Raw genomic sequence first — 16908 nt, forward strand, 5'->3', positions numbered from 1 at the left:
GCGGCCTACGTTCCGGTGGGGCTCGGGGTCGGGGTCGGCGTTGTGGGAGCGGCCTTGGCCAGATGGTAGGTCACGACGGAACCGGCGATGACATTGCTGCCCGAAGCGGGTTCGGCGCTGACGAAGGTGCCTGCCGCTTCCTTCTTGTTCGTGGGTGCCACGTCGGCGCCCTTGGCCCAGCGCAGGCCTGCGGCCTGGATGGCCTGCTGGACGGCAGCTTCGCTCGCGCCGGACTGCAGTGTCGGCACCGGCGCGGTCTCAGGAGCCTTGGTGGGCTCCGGTCCCTTGGAGTAGCTCACGGTGATGGTGTCGAAAGGCTGGACCTGGCCTGAGGGGTTGATGTCGATCACCGTTCCCGGCGTTGAGTCGTCAAAGACTTCAGCGCCGGTGACTTTCAGGTTCATCTTGCCAAGTTCACTGCGGACCTCGTTGTACGGGCGGCCGAGATAGCTTTCCGGTATCACATTGATGGCAGCCGGCGTGGATTCCGTGGGTGTTGCCGAGCTGCTGGTGGGACTGGCACTCGAAGATGTGGGCGAGGCGCTGGTCGTCGTCGGCTGGGCGCTGGTCGTCGCCGCGGTGGCCGCGCTGGTGGTGACCGCGTTGCTGCTGGCCGGGGTCTGTGGGAACAGGATCCCGGCCTGGCTCAGCATCACGCCCACCAGGGCAAACAACACCAGCAGGATCAGGGCAACCAGCGGCCAGGTCCAAGGGCTGCGGCCGCGGCGCGCCGCTTCGTCGACGGGTTCGTCGTAGTCGTCGTCTTCCGGAATCCAGTTGCGTTCCGCAGCGAGGGCATTGTCGCGTGCAGGATTGTTGCTGGCGCCGTAGGCGCTTGTAGCGGCTGCCCCGGCAGCATGCCCCGCCGCGGCCCCCGCTCCGGCGGCGCCTACCACCGGCAAAGCTGATGTGGCCGACGTCGCGCGCTCTCCCGCGCTGATGACACCGGTCGTTGCCGTGGGAACGTCCACGGGCGCCGTGATGGGCCCGGTCGCTGCCTCGAAGAGGAGCATGCCGGGAACTGCGGCGTGGGCAGCGGCGATGTCACCCTTGCGGATGGCTTCGGCTGCCTCGGAAAGTTTAAGGGCATCTGCCGGGCGGTTCTTGGGGTCCTTGGCCAGCATGGACATGAGCAGGGCACGGACCGGCTTGGGAAGTGATTCCGGCAGCGGCGGCGGCGCGTCGTTGACCTGGGCCAGGGCTATGGCGATCTGCGATTCGCCGGAGAACGGACGGCGTCCTGTGAGGCACTCATACCCGATCACCCCCAGGGCATAGATATCCGAGGAACCGGTGGCAAGCTGGCCGGTCGCCTGTTCCGGGGCCAGGTACTGGGCGGTTCCCATCACCTGGCCGGTCTGGGTGAGCGGAACCTGATCCGCGAGGCGGGCGATGCCGAAGTCCGTGACCTTGACGCGGCCATCCGGGGTGATCAGCAGGTTGCCCGGCTTGATATCGCGGTGGACCAGGCCCTGCGCGTGGGCAACTGAGAGGGCGCGCGCCGTCTGGGCGATCATGGACAAGGTGCGGTCCGGGGAGAGCACCTGCTCGTGTTCGATAATGCTGCTCAGCGGCTGGCCCGGGACCAGCTCCATGACGAGATAGGCGGAGCCTTCTTCCTCGCCGTAGTCAAAGACGTTGGCGATCCCGACGTGGTTCAGCAGCGCAGTATGGCGGGCTTCGGCCCGGAACCGCTGGAGGAAACCGGGATCGCCCGTGTACTCCTCCTTGAGCACCTTGATGGCGACAATGCGGCCAAGGATAAGATCTTTGGCTTTCCAGACTTCTCCCATGCCGCCGATCGCAATACGTGTCGTCAGCTGGAATCTGCCGCCGAGGGTGATTCCTGATGAAGGCCTCACTTATTCAACACCGCCTCAAAGATCTTCTTCGCGTTCGGACTGGTTAGCTTTGCGCCGGTAGTGATGTCTACGCCTTCCATGACGATGGTTACAGCCACCTGCGGGTCGTTCGCCGGGGCGAACCCGGTAAACCATGAGTTGTTCAGGCCGTCGCCGAGTTCCGCGGTGCCGGTTTTGCCGGCCACCTTGACGCCGGGCACCGCCGCGGCGCGTCCAATGCCGTCGCTGACCACACTGACCATCCACTCGTTAATTTGCCGGGCGATGTCCGATGACGTGGAGGTCCGCAGCACCTGCGGTTTCGGCTCGCTGATGGGGCGCAGGTCCGGGGAGCGCACGGCCTTGATCAGGTTCGGCTGCATCTGCACGCCGCCATTGGCTATGGCCGCCGTCATCGTGTTGATCTGCAGCGGCGTGGCCCGGACGTCCCGCTGGCCGATTGAGGATTGCGCCAGGGAAGTGTCATCCAGCTCTTCGTCGGGGAAGAAACTCGGAGCAAAGTCCAGCTTCAACTGATCGCCAAAGTCTTGCCCGAAACCGAATTTCGCGGCTTGGTCGGCGATGGCTTTTTGCCCGAGATCCAGCGCGATGCTGGCGAAGGGGGTGTTGCACGATTGCTGGAGGGCGAAGGCGAACGTCGCGGTGTCGCGGGTGTAGCAGTTGCCGCCGGCATAGTTGGGCAGCCGGTACGCGATGCCGGGGAAGGACATCTCCGCAGGATTGGGCAGGGTGCTGTCCTTGTTGTATTTACCCGAGCCGAGGGCTGCGGCGGTGTCGACAATCTTGAAGACCGAGCCGGGAGCCAACAAGGCTCCGGTGGGCCCGCTGACGTTCTGGTTCAAGTTGATTCCCGGGACCTTGTTCAGTGCAGCGAAGTTAGCGGCCTCCGCTGCCGGATCCTGCGTGGCGATGAGGTTCGGGTCGTAGGAGGGCTTGGAGACCATGGCGATAATTGCACCGGTCTTCGGATTGGTCACCACGATTGAACCGCGCTGGCCATCGGGGATGAGATCGTAAGCGAGCTTTTGGATCTTGGGATCAAGCGTGAGCTCTACCGAAGCACCCTTGGGCTGGTTCCCCAGGAAGAGTTGGCCCACGCGGTCCAGGAACTGCTGATCCGAACTGCCCGCGAGCTCTTTGCCCATGGCTTTTTCAAGCCCGGTCACGCCGAAGCTGCGGGAGAAGTAGCCGGTGATGCCCGCGTAGGGCTCCGGCTGCGTGTACGTGCGTTGGAACTTGCAGCTTTCATCGGCAGCCACGGATTCCGCTACTGGCGTTCCGCCAACAATGATGGCGCCGCGGTCGTTGCAATAGTTCTGCAGCAGGGTGCGCTTGTTCCAGGCGTTGGCTTCCAGCTCGTCTGCGCCGACCACCTGGACATAGCTGAGGGCGCCAAAAATCAACACGAACATCGCGATCGCGGCGATCCAGGAATTACGAATGGCTTGGTTCACAGCTTGACCGCCTCGGTGGGAGCTTCCGGACTGTTCCGTCCCTTGCCGGGAACGGTGGCCGGCTTCGAAGGCATCTCGGGAATGACTTTCTGTGGGTCGGGTTGCTCGCCAGGGGCCAGCGGTGTCGTGTCGACCGGGCCGCGCGCCGCGTGCGAGATCATAAGCAGCAGCCCCACGATGATCCAGTTGGCGAGGAGGGAAGAGCCGCCGGCCGCCAGGAACGGTGTGGTGAGGCCTGTGAGCGGGATGAGTCGGGTGACACCACCGATCACCACGAAGCACTGCAGTGCAATGGCAAAGGAGAGCCCGGTGGCCAGCAGCTTGCCGAACGCGTCCCGGGTACCCAGCGCCGCACGGAATCCGCGGGTGAAGAGCAGCAGATACATCAGGACAATCGCGAACAGGCCAATCAGACCCAGCTCTTCGCCGAATGAAGCGATGATCATGTCACTGTTAGCGAACGGAACCAGATTCGGCCGCCCCTGGCCGAAGCCGGTCCCCACCAGGCCACCGTTGGCCATGCCGAACAGCCCCTCGACGATCTGCAGGCTCCCGCCGAACTCGCGCCCGTAGACTTCGTCGGTGAAGGCGTTGACCCAGCCGTCAATCCGCAGGGCGACGTGGGAAAAGACCCGGGAGGCCACAAATCCGCCCGCCGCCATGAGCCCGACGCCGATAATTACCCAGCTGATCCGGCTGGTGGCCACGTAGATCATGACCAGGAAGAGACCAAAGAACAGGATTGAGGAGCCAAGGTCCCGCTGGAAGATCAGCACCCCGATGCTCACCAGCCAGGCCGCCAGCATGGGTCCCATGTCCTTGAACCGCGGGAATTGCAGGGGACCGACTTTGCGGCCCGCCAGCAGGATGAGGTCCCGGTTGGAGGAAAGATACCCCGCAAAGAATATGGCAAGGGTGATCTTGGCGATTTCACCCGGCTGGAAGGTCATGGAACCAAACCTGATCCAAACCCGGGCGCCCAGGATTTCGCCTGCGCTGATGCCGGGAACCAGCGGAAGGATGAGGAGGACGGCACTGACGGCCAGCGAAATGTACGTGAATCGGCGCAGAACACGGTGATCCTTGAGGAACCAGATAACGGCGATGGAAACTGCCATGGCCACGACAGTCCAGCGCAGCTGATTATTGCCTGTGTCCTCCCCGATCCGGTCCAGCCGGTGGATCATGGCCAGCCCCAGACCGTTGAGCGCCACGACCAGCGGAAGCATAACCGGATCGGCATATTTTGCCCGGATGCGCAGAACAATGTGGAAGGCGAGGGCGGCCGCGGCTAGAAGGCTCGACTGGAACCAGAAGTCCGTGTCGAAGGCCTTCTGCTGGTCGACCCCCACCAGCGCATTGGCGCCGACGCCTACGGCGAGGGCAAGGACGAGGAGGACGAGTTCGGTGTTCCGTCGCGGCCTGGGCGTAGGATCGATGGGCGTCATTTGACTCCCTCGCAGAGCGGAACTGTTGCGGCCGGGGACGGCGTGGCAGTCCCGGACGTGCCGGGGCTGGCAGTCTCACCCGGAGTCGCCGTCGGGGCCGGGCTGGTGGGCGTCGGGGACGCGGTGATGCATTCGTCGGCGGGGGCGGTGGTGCCTGTGCGCTCGAGGTTTTTGACGATCCGCTGGGCATCGTAAAGGTCCCGTGCCGGCACGGTCTGGCGTACACGCTGCTGGGAAAATTCAGGAAGATCTGACATCCGGATTTCGGTCACCGTTTCGAGGGTGGAGAGCTGGATGGGGCCAAGACGCTGGGAAACCCCGTTAAAGATGGCCACGTGCTGATCATGTTCTCCGATGTAGTACCGGGTCTGGGTCCAGGCGTAGCCCAGCCACAGACCCACCGTGAGGACGGCAACGATGGCGGCGGCGATGGAGATCGTCAGCCAGCGTCGGGGCCGGACGGCGGGCGCATCGTCATCAACCTCGTCCTTCGTCTGTTCCGACTTGTGGGTCAGGACGGTCGCAGCGCGGCGGGCCATGGTGCGGCCGGCCACAGTGGGGATGGAGCCTGAGGCGGCGGCTATGGCGGCGGCGCCGACGAGTTCGTGGGGACGGCCGGCCAGTTCCTCGCGCAGGACCTCGGCGGAGAGATGTTCGCCAAGGTGCGGATCGGTGGCGGTCCCGGGCTCGGCCTTTCGCCCCGCGTTGTCGGTCCTATGGTCTTCGGCGGGGCCTACGGATTTTTCCGGATCAGCGGGCCCACCCGACTCCTGCACTGTTTTCGCCGCACCGAACGTGCTTCCGGTCCGGCGGGTCTCGGTGGCGGAACCTGGGGTGGTGCCCGGGATGGACTGGGTCGTGGAAGGGACGACGTCGACGGCGGCCGTCCGGACGTCGTCGGTTGTTTGCTCGGTGATCTCCAGTATCACCACGGTGACGTTGTCCGGTGCGCCTGCCTCCAGGGTGAGGTCCACCAGCAGCTCGGCGCACTCACGCAGGTCCCTGGTCTCCCGGACAGTCCGTTCCACGACGTGGCCGGCCACGTAGTTCAGGCCATCGGAACAGAGAAGCCAGCGCTCACCCGGTTCGACCTCCAGGGTCGCCAGGTCCAGTTCGGGACTGGCATCGACGTCGCCGAGGACGCGCATGAGGACGTTCTTGTGGGGGTGGGTTTCGGCTTCCTCGGGCCGGAGCCGGCCTTCGTCGATGAGGCGCTGGACGAAGGTGTGGTCCACGCTGATCTGCTCGTATTCCCCGTTGCGAAGCCGGTACGCGCGGGAGTCGCCGATGTGGGCGAAGTGGAGCTTGCCTTCTGCCAGCAGAAGGGCGGTCACGGTGGTGCCCATGCCCGCCAGTTTGGGATTCATATGGACGAGTTCGGAGAGCAGCGAATTGGCGGTCTGGATCTCATCGGCAAGGATGGTGCCGGCGTCGCCGTCGTAGCCATCGCTGTCCAAATGCAGCATGTCCAGCACCGTGGCGGCGGAGGCAACGTCGCCGCCGGCGTGCCCGCCCATACCGTCTGCGACGACCGCGAGGTGCCGGCCCACGTAGGCGGAGTCGTCGTTTTTCGCCCGCACTCGGCCAACGTCCGACCGCGCGGCGTAGCGCATGATGAGCGGCCGCTTGGAGGCTGGGGGTGTGCGTTCGGCCTTGTCTGCGGGGAGATCCGGAGCAGGCATGGCTACGGCCTCAATTCAATGACCGTCTTGCCGATTCTCACGGGAACACCCAGCTCAACGGGCAGTGCCCTGGTGAGCTGCTGATCGGCCAGATAGGTGCCGTTGGTAGAGCCCAGGTCCTCGATGAACCAGCGGCTGCCCTGCGGGAACAACCGGGCGTGGCGGCCCGAAGCGTAGTCGTCCTCCAGGACGAGGGTGGCTTCCTGTGCGCGGCCGAGCAGGATGGGGCTCGCTGCGAGCGGGATTGTGGTGCCCTTAAGGGGACCTTCGGTGACGACGAGTTGGCGGGGCTGCTGTTTGGCGGCCAGAGCCGGCTCGGCGAGGGCCGGGTTCTTGCGCACCTGCCGTGCCGTCGGCGCCCCCGCGGCCGCTTTGCTGCCGATCATGAGGTCGCGGCGCATCGCGGCGACAATGCTGAAGATCAGCACCCACAGGAGCAGGAGAAATCCGAAGCGGAGGGCGGTGATGGTCAGTTCACTCACCGGCGGCCGCCTGGGTTGGCGGGCAAAAGGCGGAAGATGATTTTGGTCCGTCCCATAGTGATCGTGGTGCCGTCGGTAAGCTCCGAGGACCCCACGATCTTGTGGCCGTTGACGTAACTGCCGTTCGTGGAGCCCAGATCGACCGCCTGGGCGGTGCCCGGGCCCGTTCTGATTTCCAGATGGCGGCGGGAGACGCCGGTGTCGTCAATAAGGATGTCTGCTTCGGAGGAGCGTCCCAGCACAATCGAGGAAGCGTTGAGGGAATACCGTTGCCCGTCGATGTCCAGGACGGGTTGCATGCGCGCCGGCTGGCGTGTCGGCGCCGCCGGCATGCCAGGGTGGGAGGCCGGCGCTGCGCCGGCGGGGGTAGAGGACTTCTCGGTTCGGGACTTGATCTCGAAATCCCCGGTACGGCGTTCCTCGTCCCGGCGGAAGCTGATGCGGACGGGACCCTGGAGCGTGTAACCCTGGCTGCGCACGTGGTTGATGACGACGTCGCACAGCTCTTCAGCAAGTGGCGTGCCCCATTCCTGGGCGCGCTGGAAGTCGGAGTCGCTCAGGAGTACGTCGAAGACGTTGGGGGCCAGGGTCCGCCCGGCTGCGATCGTGATGGCCTTGTTGTCCACCTCGCGGCGAAGGTGGCTGGCGATCTCGACAGGCTCGACCTGTGCGCGCGAACCGGTGGAGAAGACTCCGCGGACGGCCTTTTCGATGCCGCGCTCGACTTTGTCCAGCAATCCCATGGTGCTTCTCCTTTCGTGACGGCTGCAGGGCAGCATTCGTTCCGGAACTCGGTTTCCCACATTTGCGGGAGCCCGCTGTTGGCGGGCACTCCTACATCAGATACTACTGGGCGAGTCTGGGAATGGCCCTAATGGACGTGGCGGCACCCTGCCGGAGAAATGCCGCTGCCGCGCGCTGACCTGCGCGGACATTGGCATTGTCCGCCGCCGGCGAGGTCGCGGCAGCACGCCCCCGCGTCGTGCGCGGGCGCCAGCGGTGGTCCGCCCGGGGGCCGATTGGTGTTTTCCCGCAGTTGTCCGTTATGCTTGATCTCGCTGCTTTTACGAGGTTTGCGGCCGGCATTCCGGCCCGCAAGTGGCGTAAAGGAAGTTGCGCGCGAGTGGCGGAACGGCAGACGCGCTGGCTTCAGGTGCCAGTGTCCGAAAGGGCGTGGGGGTTCAAATCCCCCCTCGCGCACGCACATGAAAGAACCCCGATCTTCGGATCGGGGTTCTTTTTTTGCCCCGAAACCGGTTCAGGGAGACGCCCGTTGCTGCCGCGACGCGCCGAAACCGGCAACCAGAGCATCGAGTCCCAGCTCAAACGCGACGTCGGCCTGGTTCGGGTAACCCTGGGCGGCCAGGCGCGCCACGGCCGCCGTGAAGTGCGGCGTCGATGCCGCCATGCGTCCGGAGTCGAAGATGTCCGCCGGAGCGGTGACGTCATAGGCCGACCCGAAGATGAAGGATTCCAGGGCCACGATCGAGGAGATAATCCGCTCCTGCGGGAAGCCGGCCCGGCTGAACCCGGCACTGACGGCCTCGTACATGGCGAGCGTTTTGGGTGCGTCCGTCACCGGGAGTACGGCGATGACGGGGATTAGAGGCGTGTGCTTGGAGAACACGTCGCGGTAGCTCCAAGCCCAGCCGCGCACGGCCCGCTCCCACGGTTCGGCCTCGAAGGCTGACACGTCAACGAGTGAGGTCAGGTGGTCCTGGACCAAAACCAGGACGTCCCGCTTGGACGAGACGTGGTTATACAGAGCTGACGGCGCCACGTTGAGGGTGCGCGCCAGTGCGGCCATGGTGAACCCGTCGTAGCCGCTTCTTCTGATGAGTTGCAGCGCCGCGGCGGTGATGCCGTCCTGATCAAGGACGGCGGCGGCAGGCCGGCCCGCCCGGCGGCGCGGTATGGCGTCCTGACGGTGCGGATCCGCGGGGGCGGTGGTGGATGCCGGCATTTCTGACCTCTCGTGTCTTCGGGGTTCTCCCATTCTGCCTCTACTTTACGGACGGAACTTTTCCGGCTTTGAACTCTTCCCTGCAACGCACAAAGGGTCTATAGTCAACGTAAATGAACGGCATTCATTTAGTGGGCCGCATCACTTCGCGGACACGGAAAGGACAACATGCTGGAACTTGACCGCGACGTCGTCATCGTCGGAGCAGGGCCTGCCGGACTGACCGCAGCCCGGGAATTGCGGAGGGCCGGCCTGAGCGTGGCCGTCCTGGAGGCCCGCGACCGTGTTGGCGGCCGCACGTGGACCGATACGGTTGACGGCGCCATGCTGGAAATCGGCGGCCAGTGGGTCTCCCCGGACCAGACCGAACTGCTGGCGCTCCTCGACGAGCTCGGCCTGCAGACCTATTCCCGCTACCGCGACGGCAACTCCGTCTACATCGGGTCCGACGGCAAACGCAGCCTCTACACGGGCGACACCTTCCCGGTCAGCGAAACCACCGCCGCCGAAATGGACAAGCTCACCGCCCTGCTGGACTCCCTCGCCGCCGAGATCGGCCCCACCGAACCGTGGGCCCATCCCAAGGCCCGCGAGCTGGACACCATCTCCTTCCATCACTGGTTGCGGGAAAACTCCACCGATGAAGAGGCCTGCAACAACATCGGCCTTTTCATCGCCGGCGGAATGCTCACCAAGCCGGCCCACGCCTTCTCTGCTCTGCAGGCGGTGCTGATGGCAGCCTCCGCAGGATCATTCAGCCACCTCACCGACGAGGACTTTATTCTCGACAAGCGCGTGGTCGGCGGAATGCAGAAGGTCTCTGAACTGCTGGCCGCGGACCTGGGCGGGGATGTTGTTCTGGACAGCCCCGTGCGCACTATCAACTGGGGGCCTGCCCCCGGCGGAGAACACGGGGAGCGCGTGACCGCCGTTTCAGAACGCGCCACCGTGAACGCGCGTTTTGTCATCATGGCCGTGCCACCCAACCTGTACTCCCGGGTCTCTTTCAACCCGCCGCTGCCGCGCCGCCAGCACCAGATGCACCAGCACCAGTCGCTGGGCCTGGTCATCAAGGTCCACGCCGTCTACAGCACCCCGTTCTGGCGCGAAGACGGCCTCTCCGGAACCTGCTTCGGAGCCGGCGCGCTGGTCCAGGAGGTCTATGACAACACCAACCACGAGGACCCCCGGGGCACGCTGGTCGGTTTCGTCTCGGACGAAAAGGCCGATGCCATGTTCGAGCTCAACAGCGGGGAACGCCGCCGGGCCATCCTCGAATCCATTGCCGGATTCCTGGGCGACAAAGCGCTCCAGCCGGAGGTCTACTACGAGTCGGACTGGGGGTCGGAGGAGTGGACCCGCGGCGCGTACGCCTCCAGCTATGACCTGGGCGGATTGCACCGCTACGGAAAGGACCAGCACGCACCGGTCGGGCCGATCTACTGGTCATCCTCTGATCTTGCAGCCGAGGGGTACCAGCACGTCGATGGTGCCATCCGGATGGGCCGCCACACCGCCGCCCGGATCGTCGCTGCGGCAGACCGCACCGCCGTGGTTTCCCATTAGCCCCTCGCTTCGCCCAAAACCGCTTAACAGTCCAGAAAGGACCGGCCAGATGCGTTACGTAGTGGGGTATTCCGCCAATGACAGAGGCCGCGACGCCGTCAGTCTGGCCGTAGCACTGGCCCGTGGCCGCGGTGCCAGCCTGGATCTGGTGCTGGTGGTGCCGGAAGTCCAACAGTTTGCAGCGGCCCATGCGCCCAAAGCCGGTTTCGAGAACCTTCTCCACGAGCAGGCACGCGAATGGCTCAATGAAGCCCTTGCCCTCGTCCCGGATGACGTGCCGGCGCAGGCGCATATCCGGACCGGCGACTCCGATGCCCACGCGCTGATCGAGGCAGCGGAGGAATTTGGGGCGGACATCCTGGTTATCGGGGCAACCAACGCGGGGCTTTTCAAGCGCTTCACCATCGGTTCGGTAGCCAGCTCACTGCTGCACGCGTCCACCGTCCCGGTGGCACTGGCGCCCCATGGCTACCACCGCACGGAGGCGTTGACCCGGATCAGTTGCGGACTCGGCACCCGGGCCGGAGCCGGGAAGCTGCTGGACTTCGCGATCGGTATGGCGGCGAACCGGGGAATTCCATTGCGGGTCGTCTCACTGCTCGCGCTCGACGGCGGTGATACCTCCGGCGCGGCGGACTCCGCCCGCGAGTACGCGGAAAAGACTGTTGCCGCAGCCGCCCCGGTCAGTCCGTCGGGAGCCCCGCTCGTGGCGGAGACGGACGTCGTCGTGGCCCAGGGCCGGGCGGTCGAGGAGGCCGTGGATGACCTCCGTTGGGAAGACGGCGAGGTGCTGGTGATCGGATCAAGCCGGCTGGCCCACGGCCGCTCCATATTCCTTGGCAGCACCGCCAACCGGATCCTGCGGGCCCTGCCGGTGCCCATGCTTGTGGTCCCCAGCGGCTACGAACTCAAGGACCAGAACCCGGAAACCTCGAATCTAACCTCCCGAGAGGCACGCCAATGAGCACCGAACACGCGACGTCCAAGGCCTCGCACGACACCCAAGCAGGACTCAGCGCCAAAGGTTTGAAAGCCGGATCGATCGGGCTGATCGGCGCCGTCGTCATCGGTGTGTCCTGTATCGCCCCGGCCTATACGCTGACCGCGGCCCTCGGCCCCACCGTCGCCGAAGTCGGGGTCCAGCTGCCGGCCATCTTCCTTGTGGGCTTCGTCCCGATGCTCCTGGTCGCGTTCGGCTACCGGGAACTGAACAACGCCATGCCCGACGCCGGAACCTCTTTCACGTGGGCCTCGCGTGCCTTCGGTCCGTGGATCGGCTGGATGGGCGGCTGGGGGTTGATCGCCGCGACCATCATCGTGCTCTCCAACCTCGCAGCCGTTGCGGTCGATTTCTTCTATCTCATGCTTGCCCAGCTGTTCGGCAACCCCGAACTGGCTGACCTGACGCTTAACCTGCCGCTGAACATTGCCACCACACTGGTCTTCATTGCGCTGGCCTGCTGGATCTCCTACCGCGGCATGGAAACCACGAAGGGCGTCCAATACGTGCTGGTCGCGTTCCAGCTCCTCGTGCTCGGCTGGTTCGCCGTCGCCGCCTTCAGCCATGTCGCCAACGGATCAGCCTTTGACGCCACCGCGATCACCCCCGACTGGTTCAACCCGTTTGCGGTCGGTTCCTTCTCCGCCTTCGCAGCCGGCGTTTCCCTCTCCATCTTCATTTACTGGGGCTGGGACGTCACCCTGACCATGAACGAGGAAACCCGCAACCCGGAGAAGACCCCGGGCCGCGCGGCCACCGTCACCGTGCTGGTCATCGTGATCATTTACATGACAGTGGCCCTGGCCACGCTCTCGTTTGCGGGCATCGGTCAGGAAGGCCTGGGGGCCGGAAACCCGGAAAACCAGGGCAGCATCTTCGCCGTCCTCGCCGGGCCGGTCATGGGTCCGTTCGCCATCCTGATGTCCCTGTCCATTCTGAGCAGCTCGGCCGCCTCCTTGCAGTCGACGTTCGTCTCACCGGCGCGGACGCTGCTGGCGATGGGCCATTACAAGGCGCTGCCGGCGAAATTCGGCCGGATCAGCCCCACGTTCAAGTCCCCGAGCTATGCCACCGTGGCTGCGGCGATCGCCGCCGCAGCCTTCTACGTCATTACCCGGACCACCTCCGAAAACGCGTTGTGGGACACCATCACCGCTCTGGGCATGATGATCTGCTTCTACTACGGCATCACCGCCCTGGCCTGTGTCTGGTTCTTCCGAAGCGAGGCCTTCAAGGGGGCGCATGCGTTCTTCTTCAAGTTCCTTTCTCCGCTCCTGGGCGGCGTCATTCTGCTGGTGATGTTCGTCAAGACGGCCTATGACTCCATGGATCCGGCGTACGGGTCCGGTTCCTCCGTTGGCGGCATCGGCCTCGTGTTCATTCTCGGCATGGGCGTGATTCTGCTGGGTGTGGTAATCATGCTGGTCATGGCGAAAATCCGCCCGGAGTTCTTCAGGGGCAAGGTTTTGCGCCAGGGATATTAAGCCCGGGCAGCAGCGCGCCGGGAGGGTCCTTCTTCCGGCAGCCATTGGAAAGCAAGCACACTTACCAATAGGCTGGCGGGAGGGGGACTTTCCCCCGTTCGGAACCAAAACGAGGTGACAGTATGTCGGACGCAGAAAACATCAGCAAAGTTACGGGCATCATCAACGATTCGCGGATCGGAATGTTCACTACCGTCAACGAGGAAGGTGCTTTGGTCAGCCGGCCGTTGGCGGTCCAGGACGTCAAGGACGACGGCGACATGTGGTTCTTCACCTCTGCCAGCACCTCGCAGGTGGCCCACGTCCGGTCCCACCCGGGGGTTAATGTCTCGTTCGGCAAGGGCACGGAATGGGTTTCCGTGGCCGGAACGGCAGAGATCGTCACGGACCGCGCAAAGATCCACGAGCTCTGGAACCAGATGGTCGAGGCCTGGTTCCCGGACGGTCCGGATACCCCGGAAGTGGTGCTGCTGCGCGTCGATTCGGACTCCGCCGAATACTGGACCAGCCCGGGCGGAACGGCCGCGACAGTGCTGCAGTGGGTCAAATCCAAGGTCACCAACAGCCGAATGAGCGTGGGCGAAAGCGGCACTGTGTCGCTGTAGCCGGCTGGCACGGCGGGCCGGCGGTGCGTCCGCAGGTCCGCCGACGCTGTCTACCGGCGCCGTCTAGTCGAGAATCTTGAGTCCGGTGCCCCAGTTGAAGGACTCGTAGGCGGAATTGGTCTGCAGCGCCATGACCAGGAGCTGGAAGCCTTCCAGCTCACGGGAGTGCCGCAGGCCACCGACCCGCAGCGGCCGGAGCCCCCCGGCCGCTGCAAACGATGCGACGCGGTTGGCCGCGTCCTCGGAGTCCGAGGCGATGAACACATCCAGCGGCATCCCGCCTGCCGTTCCCGCCGCCAGCGGTCCGGCGAAGGTCGTGTTGAAGGCTTTGACGACGTCGGCCCCAGGCAGCAGGGCTGCGATCTCCTCGGCGGCAGAGGTCCCCGGCCCGACAGTGAGGGAATCGAAAGTGTCCATGTTGATCGGGTTGCTGATGTCCACGACCGTTTTGCCGCTGAGGGTGTCGCCGAAGTGCGTGGCCACCTCCTGGGCTGCCCCGAAGTAAAGGGCGAGCACCACGATGTCTCCCTCCGGGATCTCACCAAGTCCCCCAGCGGAAGTGCCGGAGCCGAGCTCCGCGGCCAGCTTGGCCGCGTGTTCCGGCGCCCGGTCCAGGATCTGGAGCGATCGTCCCCCCGCCACGGCGCGGAGACCAAGTGCGCGTGCCATATTGCCGCTGCCGATAATGGTGATGTCTGTCATGGCGCTTCCTTTTCGGCGGGGGATGGACTGCAGGGACCAGGGCCGTGCGGGCGGGGCGTCAACTGAGCGCGGCGTCCGCTGCCGGAAACCCCACGGACCGGGCCGGGGAATTCAGCGGAACTCCGGCGGACCGTTCGGCGTCGGCGAGGGCCTGTTCCAGACGGGCGACAGCCGGGGCGTAGTCGGCACCGCCACGCAGCAACTCTGCCGCCTTCATCGCACGGATCAAGGCGGCGGTCTCCGGCAGCCGCGGGTCACTCATGGCGGGGAAGTCAATGCAGTGCGCGGGGTCGAGTTCGTATCGCTGCCACCGGGCCAGTGCGCTGCGGTGCCGGGCTGCCGCGACCTCGTTGCCGGCAGCCGTTTCGCGGGACAGCCGCCGGGCCTCCCGGTTCCTGAACGCCCTGGGAGTCCACACGTAGGAGGCCGCGGCCGCGGCGGAAGCAAGAACACCGAGCAACAGCCCGGCCCACGGCGCCGCCAGGGCGGGCAGAATCACGGCCGGTGCAACAATGGCGAGCCCGGCGAAACCGTCCCAAAAGACGGCGTCCGGCAGGCCGTCGTCGGCCACCAGATGCTTCCGGACCAGGTAGACCGAGGCGGCCGCGGCGCACACCACCGTGAGAGCCAGGGCAACCAGTTGCCAGAGCGCGAACGGGTCGGGTACAAACAGGGACGTCATACCAACACCTTCCAGGGACCCGGCCCGATGCGGGCGCGGCTCCTGATTCCATTGGAATCCATTGGAGGCGGCCCGTCAATGGTCCGGGAACGTCCGGGGAGCCTCCCGGGAAAAGTCCGGTGCACACGGCACGACGGCGGTCTTCGATGACGGGTGCGGGAACTTCGTTCAGCTCCATCAGGACTGAGCCGTTCCCGTCCTCGGGCCGGCGCGCCATCCTGGGCGGGTTCGATATGGGCATCGTCGAGAGGGTGCCCGTCGAGGCCTCGCCGTTCCGATGGTGCCGTGCCGTTTAGACGATTCGCAGCGTCGAGTGTGCACGGAACCGGCGAAACGGCCGCAGTCTGCGGGCGGTGGAGGTTGCCCCGGCTACTCGGCCGTCGCGCGTGCCTTCTTGGCGTCCTTCTTCACGGCCTCATCCTTGACCCGCTGGGCGTCCGCGCGGACGGCGGCGTGGGTGGAGCGTTCGGCGACCAGCCATGCCGGCGGAGCCTGCAGCAGCGCGGTGATTTCCGCCGTCGTCAGCGCTTCCTCGACGCCGCCGCGGGCCAGGCCGCTGATGGAGACATTGAGTTTCTGGGCGACCACCGGGCGGGGGTGCGGGCCGCTGCGGCGCAGTTCCGCGAGCCACTCCGGCGGGTTGGCCTGGAGCTCGGCGAAATCGGCGCGGCTGATGACCGAATCCTGGAACTCCTGGGGTGTTGCGGGCAGGTAGATGCCAAGCTTCTTGGCAACGGTGGCCGGCTTCATGGACTGGGAGTTTGCAGAGGTCATGCTTCAAGGGTATCCGGCCAGCGGCTTACCGGGCACCGGGACTGAGCTCTCCGCCAGCCCTGACGGTACTGTAAACATGTGTCCGCAGCAGAAGAAGCACCCCAGCCCCCCGCCGGAACCACCGATATCCCGGCCGAAGCAGCCGTCCGAGAGTTGTGTTTCGCCTACGTCGCCGGCGTGACCCCGGGCAAGTGGACCCGGCGCTGGGAAGAGCGGATGCCCGATGTTCCGCTGCGTTCCTTTATGTCCGACGACGGCGCCCAGCTCGCCGTGCTGCGCGACGGTTCCGCCGACCTGAGTTTTGTCCGGCTTCCCGTGGAGCGCCAGGGCTTGAGCATCATTGCCCTGTACGAGGAGCAGCCCGTGGTAGTGGCGCCCAAGGGGCACGAGATCTCCGTGTTCGAGGAGGTGGACCTTGCCGACCTCGCCAAGGAGTCGTTCCTGGACGTGGTTGAACTCGGCGGCCCGGAAATGGCCCTGCAGGTGGTTGCCACCGGGGCCGGTCTGGTCATCCTGCCGATGTCCGTGGCACGCCACTTTAACGTCAAGGACACGGTGGCGCGAAAGCTCACGGGGGCGCCCACTACCGAGATCGCTTTGGCGTGGCCCAGCGACACCACGGATGAGGTCATCGAGGAGTTCATCGGGATCGTCCGCGGCCGCACCGCAGCAAGCTCCCGCCAGCCCTCGGCGCAGCAGGAAAAGCCTAAGAAAGAACCGAAGCCCGACCGGCGCGGCCCGGCCGTCAAGAAGCCGAAAGTGGCGCAGCGCTACGCCCCGAACCCGGACAAGGGCCGTGGCAAGGGCTCCCGGAAAAAGGGTAAACGCTAGCGGAATGCCCTCGAAAATCGCCCGCTGCGTCTAATGGGCGCAGGCGTCCCGGAGGGCCTTGACGGAATCGGCCGGAGCCTGGTCGCCGGAATCGGCAATCTGGCGCAACGGGGTGGTGATCTCGGCGGGAACGCCGGCGGACTCCGCGCCGGCGACCAGGCCGCCGAGCACGTCCTTGTCCTGCACGCTGACCAGGCCGTCCTCCACGAGAGCGCACGCCTGCTTCTTGACCTCACTGCCGGCGGCCGTTGCAACTTGGGAAGCGCCATCGCTGACGGCCTTGTTTGCGGCGTCCTGCACCTGCCCGCAGCCCGTCAGCGCGATCATGAGGGTGGCGGCGGACAGGGTGGCGAGCCGAAGTTTCATGCATCAA

General features: G+C 65.5%; 16 protein-coding genes and 1 tRNA gene. 6 read left to right on the forward strand and 11 right to left on the reverse strand.

All coding sequences use genetic code 11. From position 1 onward, the window contains the following. Positions 1-5: 5 nt before the first annotated feature. From VUN84_00105 to VUN84_00130, 6 genes are read right to left on the reverse strand one after another with little or no spacing between them, the layout of a single operon-like run. A complete protein-coding gene (locus VUN84_00105) occupies positions 6-1862 on the reverse strand; it encodes a protein kinase (GenBank protein ID XAS64137.1) in 1857 nt (618 codons plus the stop codon). Beyond that, positions 1859-3316 carry a penicillin-binding protein 2 gene (locus VUN84_00110; protein ID XAS64138.1) on the reverse strand — a complete coding sequence of 486 codons (1458 nt, stop codon included), beginning with the start codon at positions 3314-3316 and terminating at the stop codon, positions 1859-1861. The genes VUN84_00105 and VUN84_00110 overlap by 4 nt, the downstream gene beginning before the upstream one ends. Beyond that, positions 3313-4764 (reverse strand): FtsW/RodA/SpoVE family cell cycle protein, encoded by a 1452-nt coding sequence (locus tag VUN84_00115; GenBank protein XAS64139.1) that lies wholly within the window; start codon positions 4762-4764, stop codon positions 3313-3315. Before VUN84_00115 ends, VUN84_00110 begins: the two co-directional genes overlap by 4 nt. Then, positions 4761-6446: a PP2C family serine/threonine-protein phosphatase gene (locus VUN84_00120; protein XAS64140.1), complete on the reverse strand. Its 1686-nt coding sequence runs from the start codon at positions 6444-6446 to the stop codon at positions 4761-4763. The genes VUN84_00115 and VUN84_00120 overlap by 4 nt, the downstream gene beginning before the upstream one ends. 2 nt (positions 6447-6448) lie before the next feature. Beyond that, positions 6449-6928 (reverse strand): FHA domain-containing protein, encoded by a 480-nt coding sequence (locus VUN84_00125; GenBank protein XAS64141.1) that lies wholly within the window; start codon positions 6926-6928, stop codon positions 6449-6451. Continuing rightward, entirely contained in the window at positions 6925-7671 is a 747-nt protein-coding gene (locus VUN84_00130) for a DUF3662 and FHA domain-containing protein (protein ID XAS64142.1), read from the reverse strand. Before VUN84_00130 ends, VUN84_00125 begins: the two co-directional genes overlap by 4 nt. Before the next feature lie 374 nt (positions 7672-8045). Between VUN84_00130 and VUN84_00135 the strand changes: the two genes are divergently transcribed. Continuing rightward, a tRNA-Leu gene (locus VUN84_00135) sits at positions 8046-8128 on the forward strand. A 58-nt stretch (positions 8129-8186) separates the two neighbouring features. Here VUN84_00135 and VUN84_00140 read toward each other — a convergent pair. Next, entirely contained in the window at positions 8187-8891 is a 705-nt protein-coding gene (locus tag VUN84_00140; GenBank protein ID XAS64143.1) for a TetR/AcrR family transcriptional regulator, read from the reverse strand. 168 nt (positions 8892-9059) lie between these two features. On the opposite strand from VUN84_00140, the gene VUN84_00145 reads away from it, so the two are divergent. The 4 genes from VUN84_00145 to VUN84_00160 all read left to right on the forward strand — a co-directional run bounded on the left by VUN84_00145 (position 9060) and on the right by VUN84_00160 (position 13546). Next, the gene (locus VUN84_00145) at positions 9060-10457 is read left to right on the forward strand and encodes an NAD(P)/FAD-dependent oxidoreductase (protein XAS64144.1); all 1398 of its coding nucleotides are present in this window, start codon (positions 9060-9062) and stop codon (positions 10455-10457) included. A 49-nt stretch (positions 10458-10506) separates the two neighbouring features. Beyond that, positions 10507-11421: a universal stress protein gene (locus VUN84_00150; GenBank protein ID XAS64145.1), complete on the forward strand. Its 915-nt coding sequence runs from the start codon at positions 10507-10509 to the stop codon at positions 11419-11421. Further along, positions 11418-12941, forward strand: a complete 1524-nt coding sequence (locus tag VUN84_00155) for an APC family permease (protein ID XAS64146.1) — start codon at positions 11418-11420, stop codon at positions 12939-12941. Before VUN84_00150 ends, VUN84_00155 begins: the two co-directional genes overlap by 4 nt. 122 nt (positions 12942-13063) lie before the next feature. Then, positions 13064-13546: a pyridoxamine 5'-phosphate oxidase family protein gene (locus tag VUN84_00160; protein ID XAS64147.1), complete on the forward strand. Its 483-nt coding sequence runs from the start codon at positions 13064-13066 to the stop codon at positions 13544-13546. A gap of 63 nt (positions 13547-13609) precedes the next feature. On the opposite strand, the gene VUN84_00165 is transcribed toward VUN84_00160, so the two are convergent. The 3 genes from VUN84_00165 to VUN84_00175 form a co-directional block, all read right to left on the reverse strand. Continuing rightward, positions 13610-14248: an NAD(P)-binding domain-containing protein gene (locus VUN84_00165; GenBank protein ID XAS64148.1), complete on the reverse strand. Its 639-nt coding sequence runs from the start codon at positions 14246-14248 to the stop codon at positions 13610-13612. A gap of 58 nt (positions 14249-14306) precedes the next feature. Further along, on the reverse strand, positions 14307-14930 hold the full coding sequence (locus VUN84_00170; protein ID XAS64149.1) for a hypothetical protein: 624 nt from the start codon (positions 14928-14930) through the stop codon (positions 14307-14309). Positions 14931-15299: 369 nt separating this feature from the next. After that, positions 15300-15704 carry a DUF5997 family protein gene (locus VUN84_00175; protein ID XAS64150.1) on the reverse strand — a complete coding sequence of 135 codons (405 nt, stop codon included), beginning with the start codon at positions 15702-15704 and terminating at the stop codon, positions 15300-15302. 78 nt (positions 15705-15782) lie between these two features. On the opposite strand from VUN84_00175, the gene VUN84_00180 reads away from it, so the two are divergent. Then, the gene (locus VUN84_00180) at positions 15783-16535 is read left to right on the forward strand and encodes a LysR substrate-binding domain-containing protein (protein ID XAS64151.1); all 753 of its coding nucleotides are present in this window, start codon (positions 15783-15785) and stop codon (positions 16533-16535) included. Between the two features lie 30 nt (positions 16536-16565). Here the strand turns inward: VUN84_00180 and VUN84_00185 are convergent, their stop codons facing one another. Then, on the reverse strand, positions 16566-16901 hold the full coding sequence (locus tag VUN84_00185; protein ID XAS64152.1) for a hypothetical protein: 336 nt from the start codon (positions 16899-16901) through the stop codon (positions 16566-16568). Between the last annotated feature and the right edge of the window lie 7 nt (positions 16902-16908).

It is taken from the genome of Micrococcaceae bacterium Sec5.8, from assembly GCA_039636775.1.
GTDB lineage: Bacteria > Actinomycetota > Actinomycetes > Actinomycetales > Micrococcaceae > Arthrobacter.